The 11,652-nt window shown below is 65.6% G+C and carries 9 protein-coding genes and 1 other RNA gene; 5 read left to right on the top strand and 5 right to left on the bottom strand.

The features are described from left to right. Positions 1-2 precede the first annotated feature (2 nt). From AB2N08_RS10515 to rnpB, 5 genes are all read right to left on the bottom strand, one after another. A complete protein-coding gene (locus AB2N08_RS10515; RefSeq protein ID WP_367610587.1) occupies positions 3-2,459 on the bottom strand; it encodes a fimbria/pilus outer membrane usher protein in 2,457 nt (818 codons plus the stop codon). Between the two features lie 15 nt (positions 2,460-2,474). Continuing rightward, positions 2,475-3,194, bottom strand: a complete 720-nt coding sequence (locus tag AB2N08_RS10510) for a fimbrial biogenesis chaperone (protein ID WP_367610586.1) — start codon at positions 3,192-3,194, stop codon at positions 2,475-2,477. Positions 3,195-3,206: 12 nt separating this feature from the next. Then, positions 3,207-3,719: a Csu type fimbrial protein gene (locus AB2N08_RS10505; RefSeq protein WP_370662411.1), complete on the bottom strand. Its 513-nt coding sequence runs from the start codon at positions 3,717-3,719 to the stop codon at positions 3,207-3,209. A gap of 178 nt (positions 3,720-3,897) precedes the next feature. Further along, positions 3,898-5,391: a glycerol kinase GlpK gene (glpK, locus tag AB2N08_RS10500; RefSeq protein WP_367610584.1), complete on the bottom strand. Its 1,494-nt coding sequence runs from the start codon at positions 5,389-5,391 to the stop codon at positions 3,898-3,900. A 60-nt stretch (positions 5,392-5,451) separates the two neighbouring features. Then, positions 5,452-5,799: RNase P RNA component class A (gene rnpB, locus AB2N08_RS10495), an RNA gene on the bottom strand. A 291-nt stretch (positions 5,800-6,090) separates the two neighbouring features. Here rnpB and AB2N08_RS10490 point away from each other — a divergent pair. The 5 genes from AB2N08_RS10490 (at position 6,091) to ftsX (ending at position 11,592) form a co-directional block, all read left to right on the top strand. Next, complete coding sequence (locus AB2N08_RS10490; protein WP_367610583.1) at positions 6,091-6,681, top strand: PEP-CTERM sorting domain-containing protein; 591 nt, start codon at positions 6,091-6,093, stop codon at positions 6,679-6,681. Between the two features lie 362 nt (positions 6,682-7,043). Beyond that, on the top strand, positions 7,044-8,741 hold the full coding sequence (locus AB2N08_RS10485) for a thiamine pyrophosphate-binding protein (protein ID WP_367610582.1): 1,698 nt from the start codon (positions 7,044-7,046) through the stop codon (positions 8,739-8,741). Positions 8,742-8,840: 99 nt separating this feature from the next. Continuing rightward, positions 8,841-9,980: a signal recognition particle-docking protein FtsY gene (ftsY, locus tag AB2N08_RS10480; RefSeq protein ID WP_367610581.1), complete on the top strand. Its 1,140-nt coding sequence runs from the start codon at positions 8,841-8,843 to the stop codon at positions 9,978-9,980. Positions 9,981-10,003: 23 nt separating this feature from the next. Then, positions 10,004-10,675, top strand: a complete 672-nt coding sequence (locus tag AB2N08_RS10475) for a cell division ATP-binding protein FtsE (protein WP_367610580.1) — start codon at positions 10,004-10,006, stop codon at positions 10,673-10,675. Then, positions 10,672-11,592, top strand: coding sequence for a permease-like cell division protein FtsX (ftsX, locus tag AB2N08_RS10470; RefSeq protein WP_367610579.1), 921 nt, complete (start codon positions 10,672-10,674; stop codon positions 11,590-11,592). Before AB2N08_RS10475 ends, ftsX begins: the two co-directional genes overlap by 4 nt. Positions 11,593-11,652 lie beyond the last annotated feature (60 nt).

The raw sequence follows: 11,652 nt of genomic DNA, 5'->3' as shown, positions 1-11,652 counted from the left end.
GGTCATTCTCCTTGCAGGGGCTGGCAAACCAGCGGTCCGATGGTGGGCAGTTCGCCCGCCACCGGCTTGTAGTCAAACCGTACTTCGCACGCATCCTTGCCGCTGCCGACGCGTACCCGGTTCTGCGCGCGCAAACCTTCCACGAACAGCACGCCATCGTAACCGACCATCGCCGTCAGCTCACTGCCGTCCAGGCGCGCCTGCGTGCCGACGTCGGGCACGCGGCCATCGGCGCGCACCAGCGTCAGGGTCGCCGCCGCGTAGCGTTCGATCTCGAAGCGCGCGACCACGCCGGCGTTCTGGCGCGGCACGATCTCGAGGTTTGTCTGCGGGATGCGGATATCGGACGGCAACGACGACGGGTCGATCGCGATCCGGCTGGCTGCGTACGGTTGCAGGTCAGGCACCAGCAGGCGCCCGTTGCGGTCGGTGCGGCCGATCGGGCGATTGTCTTGCAGCACCGGCAGGTCGGGCGCGCCGGCCGAGACCAGCGCGAAGCCGCGTCCGACATTGCGCGCCGTGATCACCGTGCCGTCCATCGCGACGATGGCGCCGCTCACGTCCAGGCTCGTGTTGCGGTTCTCGCCCACGCGCTGGGTCGAGACGATCGCGCGACCGTGCGAGCCCAGGTACTGCACCTGGGCCTGGTCATAACGTTGCGGCCCGTTCTTGCCGGCCTGCAAGGCCCAGCCAAGGCCGCCATCGAAGTCCGGCGCACGTCCCATCGACACCGACGCCACCTTTTCGCCGCGCTGGCGGCCGGCATTGGTGTTGACGGCCACGCGCGAATCGAAGGCCATGCTGAACGAGGCAGTGATCCCCCGCTCGGCGCGCCGCTCGAGATCCTGGAATGCGCCCAGGCTGAAGTAGCCGCGCAGGCCGACGCTGCGCGACCAGGCCAGCGACACGGTGCGCGTCAGCTGGGCCGGGGCCTGTTCGACCGGCACGGTCAGCGTACGCACCTGGCCACCGAACGGATCGAGCACCGGCACGACGCTCGCCAGCAGCGGCGTGCGCAGCTGGATCAGGTTCATGCTCAGGCTGTTTCCCGCGAACGAGGTGCTGATGCTGGCACGGTCGAGCGCGCGCGGGACCGGCGTGCCTTCCAGCGTGCCAAGGTCGCCGAAGCCGGCGCTGGCGCGGGTCGATTGCAGGTCGAGCGCAAAGCGCGGCGACACGTATTGGTAGCCGAGCGTGGCTTGCCAGCCGCGGTGCTGGCCGGCGCTGGCCGCCAGCGCGCCGCTTGCCACGCCGGCGCCCGGCACGCGCGCCAGCACGCCGCCGCCGAGCAGCGCCTGGCCGCTGCCGGCTTCCGCGTGGGCCTCGAGCGTCAGGCGGTCGGTCCAGCCGTGGCGGATCGAGCCGACCGCCGCCGGGCCGCCGTAACGGAACGAGTGCACGCCGTAGTCGCGCCGCAGCGCGCCGAGCGAGACGGCGAAATCGGTCAGGCCGCGCGCCAGCAGGCGAGTGTCGACGTACAGCGGCAGCGTCGTGGCGACTTCGCGGCCCAGTGCATCGCGCGTGATCACGGTGGCCTGGCCGGCGCCGTTCAGGCCCGCCACCTGGTCAACCACGAACGGGCCGGTGGGCACGTTCGTGCTGAACTGGCGCACATTGTTGACGAACAGATCGACGCTGGTGGGCACGACGGCCGAGCCGGCGATCGAGGCCACCGGATAGGTCACCAGATCCGGGCGCAACTCGAAGTTGCGGCGCCACTCGACGCCGCCCAGGCGCAGCGCGCGCGACCAGCTCAAGGCCGGCGTGACGGTGTCGCCCAGTTGCACGGTGCTCAGGCGGTCCTGGTCGGCCTGGATCCAGGTGGTGTCGTAGCGCGTGTAGCCGCGCTCTTCGCCGCGCAGGATGGCCGCGCCGGTGCTGGTCAGGCTGCCACGCGGATCGAAATAACGCAGGTCGAGATTGCTGGCCACCGAGCCCCCGCTGCTCTGGGCGAACACGTTGTAGTTCAGCAGCACGCCGCGGCTGGCCTGTCCGGCACCGCTGGCGCGCACCGAGCGCGCGCTGATCACGCGCGCCACGCGCAACCGGTCCGACAGCGTCAGCGCCAGGGTCTGGGCGGCGCTGTCGTAGCGCCAGGTCATGCCGTCGATTTCGTCGAGCAAAAAATCGGTGCGGTCGGCAACCCCGAAGCGCGCCGGGTCCAGGCCCAGTTCGCGCAAGCTCTCGACCGTCATGCGCAGGCTGGCGCCTTGCTGCATTACGGCGACGAGCAGGCCGGTGGCCTGGCCGTCGATCGACACGTCCAGGTACAGTTCGGTGGGTTGGGCGGCGACCAGGTCGGCCTGCGCTTCGAGCGCGGCCAGCGACGCCGATGCTGGCGCCGCCGCCGCCGCGACTTCGGCGGCCGCTGCCGCGATCGGCGTGAGGCTCAATGCCAGCAGGCAGGTGGACAGGGACGACGACCTCAGGGCCCGCCACGCCCGGTGGCGCGTGTGCATGGCTGCCCCCGGCCGTCAGTCGGGCGCGACGGCCGCCTTGGCGGACTGCGACTTGGCGTTGACGGTGGTGTCGATGGCCAGGGCTGCCGGCAGTGCGCCGGCGACGTCGGCAGGCAAAGGCCATTCGCGCGTGCGACCCGGCAACGCATAGCCCAGCAAGCCTTTGCTGAGGACCACATCGCGGCTGCCGACGGTCACGCTGGTGGCGCCGATCTGCGCGTGCAGCGCGCCGGTGTTGCGGGCGCGCAGGTGCCAGGCGCCAGCGCGCTGGAAAGTGCTCCATTCGAGTTTCGGGGCGGCCTGGGTGTCCACCGGCAGCACAAACGCCGGCACCGAGTATTGCAGGCGGATCGCGACATTGCCCTGCTGGGTGTCGCCGCGCGGCAGTTCGTCGATCAGGATGCGGTAGGTTTGTTCGGCGCCGCCGGGGGTGGCCGCGCCGCGGCGCACGAGACGGATGGTCTGTGCGCTCTTGCCCGCGATCTCGATGATCGGCGGGCTGGCCACGAGTTGCGTGGTCGGAGTCAAGGCATCGACGCCGTCACGCTGGTCCCAGGCATACACCCGGACCTGGCCGTAGAGCGGCGTGTCGCCATTGTTCTGCAACTGGATGCCGGCCGAATTCTGGCCGGGCTGGAAGCTGATCGACACCGGTGAAATCTGCAGGTTGGCGCCGTGCGCCGCCGTACCGAACAACAGTGCCGCCGCCAGCGCGACGCAGAAGAAACCCCGCATGCAGAACTCCGATCAGAAGTAGATGGTCGCAGTAATCGTCGATTTGTAGTTGTCTGGCGTCGGCGCTTTCTGGACCGGGATTTCACCGTACACAGTCAGCACTTGCGCATTGCCGTTGCCGGTGCCGGCCAGCGTGTCGGTGCCCTGGGTATTGCCCCACAGGCCCGAGCCAGCGGTGCGGTACAGGTTGACCGCGACGGTGTCGGCGTTCGCGCCGGTGCCGCTCAGGAAGCGGGTGGTACCGGTCGAACCGGCGCCGGTGCCGGCGTCCAGACCCACATTGTATGGGGTTGTGTTGGTGCAAGTCACGTTAATGTTCGACGTGCCGGTGATCGCCGACGTGATCACGCCGGTCTCGCCGAAGTTGATGCCGTTGGCAGCGATGGTGCAATCGGCCACGACGCGCATGATAACGTCGAAGGTGGCCGTCTTGCTTTTGGCGTACACGGCAGCATTCGTGCTGAAAGGCATCACAGCAGCCAGGACAGCAGCCATTACGCGGGCACGTTTCGAGGTCGTCATCATCATATTCTCCAGATTCAAGGGCGCTGTCACCGTGAAGCGCATCATCTTGCTCAACTCAGAAAATATGATACCTTTGTTTCCACATGGAATCAAAGGAGTTTTGTCGTTTCTATCGAATCTGCGCAATTTGCTGGTTTTTTGCAACACTCATTGCATTATTATTAAGAAGCGACGCAGTTCAGCCGTCCGGTTCGGCCCACGAGCGGGCGTGTGCGACGGCCCGCTCCCAGCGCGCCATCAACGCCGCGCGCCGATCGGCGTCGATTTGCGGCGCAAAACACGTATCGACCTGCCATTCGCTGGCCAGTGCTTCACGCGATTCCCAGACGCCGCACGCCAGGCCGGCCAGCCACGCGGCGCCCAATGCAGTCGTTTCGGTGACGCGCGGGCGCACCACCGGAATGCCGAGCAGGTCGGCCTGGAACTGCATCAACAGGTCGTTGCGCGCGGCGCCGCCATCGACGCGCAGTTCAGTAACGGCGCAGGCGGCGTCCTTCTGCATCGCGATGAGCAGTTCCGCGCTCTGGTAGGCGATGGCCTCGAGCGCGGCGCGCGCGATGTGGGCGGCGGTGGTGCCGCGCGTCATGCCCAGGATGGCGGCGCGGGCGTACGGATCCCAGTGCGGCGCGCCCAGGCCGGTAAATGCCGGCACCAGCATCACGCCGCCGCTGTCGGGTACGCTGGCTGACAACGCCTCGATCTCGCGCGACTGGCGAATGATGCCCAGACCGTCGCGCAACCACTGCACCGTGGCGCCGCCCATGAACACACTGCCTTCGAGCAGGTATTCATGGCGCCCGTCGATCGTCCAGCCGACGGTGGACAACAGACGGTGATGCGATACCGGGGCCACGTCGCCGGCATGCATCAGCATGAAGCAGCCGGTGCCGTAGGTATTTTTCACCAGCCCCTTGCGATGGCACGCCTGGCCGAAGGTGGCGGCTTGCTGGTCGCCGGCGATGCCGGCAATCGGGATCGGGTGGCCAAACCACTCTGCGCCGGCATGCCCCACGAGGCCGCTACTCGGCACGACCTCGGGCAGCAGACTACGCGGGATGTCGAACAGCGCCAGCAATTCCTCGTCCCAGGCCAGCGTGTGGATGTTGAACAGCATCGTGCGCGCGGCGTTGCTGGAGTCGGTCACGTGGCGCCCGCACAAGCGGTACACCAGGTAGCTGTCGACAGTGCCGAAGGCCAGCTCGCCCTGCCCGGCCCGCTTGCGCGCGCCGGGCACATGGTCGAGCAGCCATTGCAATTTGGTCGCCGAAAAATAGGCGTCCAGTTCCAGGCCGGTGCGCTCGGCGATCATGGCCGCCTGGCCAGCCTCGCGCAGCCGGTCGCAGGCGCCGGCAGTGCGCCGGTCTTGCCAGACGATGGCGTTGGCGACAGGTTCGCCAGTGGCGCGGTCCCACAGGATCGTCGTTTCGCGTTGGTTGGCGATGCCGATGGCGGCGATGCGCGAAGGGTCGATGCCGCTTTGCATGAGCGCTTCGCGCGCGCAGGCAAGCTGGCTGTTCCAGATGTCGTGCGGGTCGTGCTCGACCCAGCCGGGCTGGGGAAAATGCTGGGGAAATTCGCGATGAAAGCTGGCAACGGCCACGCCGGCATCGTCGAAGACGATGGCGCGCGAGCTGGTGGTGCCCTGGTCGAGGGCGAGGATGTAGTGGGTCACTGGCGTCTTCCGGACGACCATCGACGACGCGCACCAGCTACTGGCGCACGCCTGAATTAAGTGTAAAGCAGGCCGATAGGCCGGATTCTGTGTAGCGCCACCTTGCGGCGACACTTGGACAATCATTCCTCTAGGCGCTGAATTACTCCAGCGCTCAAGCTTCCTACCCGCACGCTCCGCGAGCAACATCAACGCGTGCCTATTTGGAATTGCTCCGAGTGGAGGTTACCGCGTTTCACCGTAACTGAATACGCTCGTCTCTGTGGCCCTGTTCCTCGCCTTGTACCACTGGCTTGCGCCAGCGGATTTCGGCGGACGGCCGTTAACCGTCACCCTGCTCTATGGAGTCCGGACCTTCCTCCCGTCCACGACCTTGCGGCGTGGACCAGCGACTGCCTGGCCTGCTTCACGCGCCTATTGTAACCGATGCCGGGTGTGCCCGGCGAGCAAGCCGGGCGTTACCGCTGCCGTAGCCGCAGCCCAGGACCGATTGACCGACACTCCTTTTCCTTTCAGAAATATCACGTGCCGCCAATATATCGTTTTGGAAATTGATTCCGTCGGAAAACTTTACAGCGCTGTCATGCACATTTCATGCATTCGGAATTTCCCAATACAGATCAACGATATAAATCCCTTTGATAATATGGCACGCTAATTGCTTACTAGTAAATTTCCAATAACTGGGGAGGTTAAATCATGTTGCGCAAAGCTTTTAATAAACTGCTCGTGGGTCTCTCGTTTATCGCTTGTTCGTCGGCATTCGCCGCGCCGATGTCGATTACCGTCGATGTCGGCGGCATCGAAAGCATCGACGAGTACGCAAGCCCGTTAAATACCGTGCTGGGCTTGCAAGTCGGCGCCAATTCGACCATCACCAGCGTCAGCTACGCGTTCACCCTGTATGCCGACGAACCAAGCTACCTGTCCGAAATGATGATCGCGTTCGAAAATAGCGATCAGAGCGACGGCGTGTTCTTCACGCCAGGACTGGGCGACGACTTCCCCGGCACTGCCTCGTACTCGGGCTCCGCCAACCTGACCGATCTGGGCCTGGATTTCCAGGTCGGCGCCGACGGCATTCTGCGCCTGGAATTCTTCGAAGGCTTTGACGACTATTTCGGCGAATGGGACGGCATTTGGGAAACCGGCTTCTTCACGTTCGGCTATGACACGGTCGATGTCGTGGATCCATCGCCAGTGCCGGAACCGGCCAGCATCCTGCTGCTCGCCGCCGGCCTTGCCACGATGCGCTGTACCGGCCGTCGTCGCAATAAAAGCGTACATTAATAACGCATGTATTAATCGCTGTGGTCGGGCGCCGGACTGAATCATTACCCGGTTATCGCTACCCGACCATTACCAGGCGATACCGGAAATTGGATAGCATTCCAATTTCCGGTGATGGCTTGCACCGAATAATAAAGATTGATCGGCCTGTGCACATATTAAAACATGTCCTGATAGCGCGCACCCATATTGCCTTGGTCTGAACAGATTGATGATTGACCGACATCGGCACCGTCGATACGCACCATCGCCGCAACGCACCGCCGTTGCGATTTCTGAAATTTGATGTCGCCATTTGAAAAGCCGTCCCCGGGCCGCGCGCATAGAATGCCCGCATGCCTCTCTGACAAGGACGACTCCCCATGACCCACCCTTCCCGCACCGGCGGCCAGATCCTGGTCGATGCTCTCTCCGTCCACGGCGTCGACACCGCCTTCGGTGTCCCCGGCGAAAGCTACCTGGACGTGCTCGATGCGCTGCACGATTCGAATATACGGTTCGTGATCAACCGCCAGGAAGGGGGCGCGGCATTCATGGCCGAGGCCTACGGTAAGCTCACCGGCAAGCCGGGCATCTGCTTCGTCACGCGCGGGCCCGGCGCCACCAACGCCTCGATCGGCGTGCATACGGCGTACCAGGATTCCACGCCGATGATCCTGTTCATCGGCCAGGTCGGCAACGACTTCGTCGACCGCGAAGCGTTCCAGGAAATCGACTACCGCCGGATGTACGGCCAGATGGCCAAGTGGGTGGCGCAGATCGACCGCGCCGACCGCATCCCCGAATACATGGCGCGCGCGTTCCAGGTCGCCACCAGCGGCCGCCCCGGCCCGGTGGTGCTGGCGCTGCCCGAAGACATGCTGGTCTCGCTGGCCGAAGTGGCCGACACGCGCGCCTACGTGCCCGCGCACGGCGCGCCGTCGAGTGACCAGATCGCGCAATTGCGCACGATGCTGGCCGAGGCGCAGCGCCCGGTCGTGCTGCTGGGCGGGGGCACCTGGACCGCGCAAGCCTGCGCCGACCTGGCGCAATTCGCCGAGCGCAATCACCTGCCGGTGGGCTGCACCTTCCGCTTCCAGGACCTGCTCGATAACGCGCACCCGAACTACATCGGCGACGTGGGCATCGGCATCAATCCGGCACTGGCCGCGCGCGTGAAGGACGCCGACCTGGTCGTCGCCATCGGCCCGCGCCTGGGCGAGATGACGACTGGCGGCTACACCCTGCTGGCTTCGCCCGTGCCGAGCCAGCGCCTGGTGCACATCCACCCCGACCCGGAAGAACTGGGCAGCGTGTACCAGGGCGAACTGATGATCGCCGCCGGCATGCCGCAAGCCTGCGCCATGCTCGCCGCGATGGAACCGGTGGACGCGCCATGGAAAGACAGTATCGCGCAGGCCAGGGCTGAACTGGCCGCGTGGCAGGCGCAACCTGCCCTGCTGCGCGACGGCGTCCCGCTCGACCTGTGGCAAGTGGTGCAGGACCTGCAAGGCGCGCTGCCGGCGGACGCCATCATCACCAACGGCGCCGGCAATTACGCGTCGTGGGCACACCGCTTCTACCGGTATGGCGGCATGCGCACCCAGCTCGCGCCGACCAATGGCGCGATGGGCTATGCGGTGCCGAGCGGCGTCGCCGCAAAAATCTTGCATCCCGAACGCGCGGTGGTGACCTTCGCCGGCGACGGCGAATTCATGATGACGGGCCAGGAACTGGCCACCGCCGTGCAATATGGCGCCGGCGTTGTCATCCTGGTGTTCAACAACAATATGTTCGGCACGATCCGCATGCACCAGGAGCGCACCTATCCGGGCCGCGTGTCGGGCACCAACCTGCACAATCCGGATTTCGCGGCGCTGGCGCGCGCCTATGGCGGGCATGGCGAGGTGGTCGACCAGACCGCCGACTTCGCGCCGGCCCTGGCGCGCGCGCTGGCTTACACGGAAGAAGAACATCTGCCGGCCGTGATCGAGTTGCGCTACGATGGCAATCTGATCACGCCGAACGCCACTTTGGCGATGCTGCGGGCGCAGGCCGAGGCGGCAAAGGCCCCGCGCTAACGCGCAAAGCGGGAACGTATTGCTGCTCTGGTAAAATATTCGCACGTTTTTTCATCGCCGGCCCCGCCGGCGTTCGCACGAAGTCCCCCACCAGACACTATGTTCAGCTTCTTCAAAAGAAAGAAAGCGCCCGATACGCCGGCGCCGCACGAGCCCATTGCGCCTGTTGCACCTGCTGCACCGGTCGCGCCAGTCGCACCCACGCCTGGCGCCAAGCCCGAGATCAAGCCTGAGGTCAAGACCGAGCCCAAGACCGAGCTCAAGACCGAGGTCAGCGTGCTGCACGAAGGCGGCAACCTGTTCCCCGAAACCGCCGAGCGCCCCACCACCGAGCTGGAAAAGAAAAACTCGTGGATGGCGCGCCTGAAGGCCGGCCTGTCCAAGACCTCGAGCAACCTGTCGCTGCTGTTCGTCGGCGCGCGCATCGACGACAACCTGTACGAAGAACTCGAAGCGGCGCTCTTGATGTCCGACGCCGGCATCGCCGCCACCGAACACCTGCTGACCGAACTGCGCCGCAAGGTCAAGGAAGACAAGCTGCTCGACGCCGCTGCCGTCAAGGCGGCTTTGAAGAGCCTGATGATCGACATGCTGCTGCCGTTGCAAAAGCCGCTCGAGCTGGGCCGCCACGATCCGCTGGTGATGATGATCGCGGGCGTCAACGGCGCCGGCAAGACCACCACCATCGGCAAGCTGGCCAAGCACATGCAGAGCTTCGACCAGTCGGTGCTGCTCGCGGCGGGCGACACGTTCCGCGCCGCCGCACGCGAGCAGTTGATGGTCTGGGGCCAGCGCAACAACGTCACCGTGATTTCGCAGCAGTCGGGCGACCCGGCTGCCGTCGCGTTCGATGCGGTCCAGTCGGGCAAGGCGCGCGGCACCGACGTGGTCATGATCGACACGGCCGGCCGCCTACCGACCCAGCTGCACCTGATGGAAGAGCTGAAAAAGATCAAGCGCGTGCTGGGCAAGGGCATGGCGGATGCGCCCCATGAAATCCTGCTCGTCATCGATGGCAATACCGGCCAGAACGCGCTGGCGCAAGTGAAGGCGTTCGACGATGCGCTGGGCCTGACGGGCCTGGTCGTCACCAAGCTCGACGGCACCGCCAAGGGCGGCGTGCTGGCCGCCATTGCGCAGAACCGCCCGATTCCCGTGTACTTCATCGGCGTGGGCGAAAAGCTGGAAGACCTGCAGCCATTCAATGCGGAAGAATTCGTCGACGCTTTACTCGGCTGATCGGCCGAGCGTACAAGGACCCCATGATTGCATTCCAGTCGGTATCGAAGCAGTACACCCACGGCGACGCGCAAGGCAGCTATGCGCTGCACGACGTCACGCTCGACATCGCCAAGGGCGAGCTGGTCTACCTGGCCGGCCCATCGGGCGCGGGCAAGTCGACCCTGATGAAAATGGTGGCCGGCGTGGAACGCCCCACCAGCGGCAAGGTGATCGTCAGCGGGCATGACGTCGGCCGCATCAAGCCGGCCGGGATTCCCTTTTTGCGACGCAATATCGGCATCATCTTCCAGCAGCAGCGCCTGCTCAACGACCGCAACATCCTGGCCAATACCATGCTGCCGATGCTGGTGACCGGCGCGCGCACGGCGGAAGCCGAACAGCGCGCCCGCGCCGCGCTCGACAAGGTCGGCCTGCTCGACCGCGCCAGGGCCATGCCGCTCGAGCTGTCCGGCGGCGAACAGCAGCGCGTGGCCGTGGCCCGTGCGATCGTCAACCGGCCGCAGATCATCCTGGCCGACGAACCCACCGCCAACCTCGACCGTGTCGCGGCCGACAAGGTGCTCGATGCCCTGCGCGCCTTCCACGCGGTGGGCGTGACGTGCGTGATCTCCACGCACGACGATTACGTGCTGGAACGCGCCGAGCGCGTCATCCGGCTGGAAAACGGCCAACTGGTCGGAGGTGCAGCATGAGCCCGTGGTTGCGCCAGCACCGATTCGCCCTGCTTGCCGCGCTGTCGACCGTGCGCAAGTCGCCCGGCAGCTTCCTGTTCAATGTGCTCGTCGTCGCGCTGGCGCTGACGCTGCCGTTTGCCGGCCTGACCCTGCTCGACAATGTGCGGCCCCTGTCCGAGCAATTGTCGGTCGATCCCGAGATCAGCCTGTTCATGCGCGCCGATGTCAGCCGTCCCGATGCAGAAGCCCTGCTGCCGCAGATCCGCCAGATCGTCGCGCAGGGCAAGGGCGACGTGACGTTCGTGCCACGCGAAGAAGCGCTGGAGTCGCTCAAGGCGCGCAGCAGCCTGGGCGGCGTGCTGGAAACACTGGGTGAAAATCCGCTGCCCGACAGTTACGTGATGAAGCTCGGCGGCTTCGCCAGCGCCGGCGCCGCCGCGCAGGTCGACGCCATCACCGAGGATCTGCGTGCATTGCCGGGCGTCGAGACGGTGCAGGTGGACTCGGCCTGGGTCAAACGCCTGGCCGCGCTGCTGGGCATCCTGCGCCTGGCCCTGCTGCTGCTGGCCGGCACCCTTGGCATCGTCGTCATCGCCGTGGTGTTCAATACCATTCGCCTGCAAGTGCTGACGCAGAAAGAAGAAATCTCGGTCTCGCAACTGCTGGGCGCGACCAATGACTTCATCCACCGCCCGTTCTTCTACACTGGCGCCCTGCTCGGCCTGTGCGCCGGCGGCGTGGCGCTGGGCGTGGTGCTGCTGGCGCTGCAACCGCTGAACGGCGCCATCGCCGAATTCGCGCGGCTGTACGGCTCACAATTTCAGTTGATGCCGCTGGGCGGACTGGAGATTGCCGGCTTGCTGGCAGTCAGTGCCGGGCTCGGCCTGATCGGCGCCCTGCTGTCGGTGCGACGTCACCTGGCGCGCTCGCGCTGAAGGGCCATAGGCGTGCCGCGCGCGGCACTCCTACAATATTGCTGAATAAAAAAGATTGAT

It is taken from the genome of Massilia aurea, assembly GCF_040790145.1.
Taxonomy (GTDB): Bacteria; Pseudomonadota; Gammaproteobacteria; order Burkholderiales; family Burkholderiaceae_D; genus Telluria; species Telluria aurea_C.
Note: the sequence above shows the minus strand (reverse complement) of the source record. Positions and strands in the feature narration are given on the sequence as shown.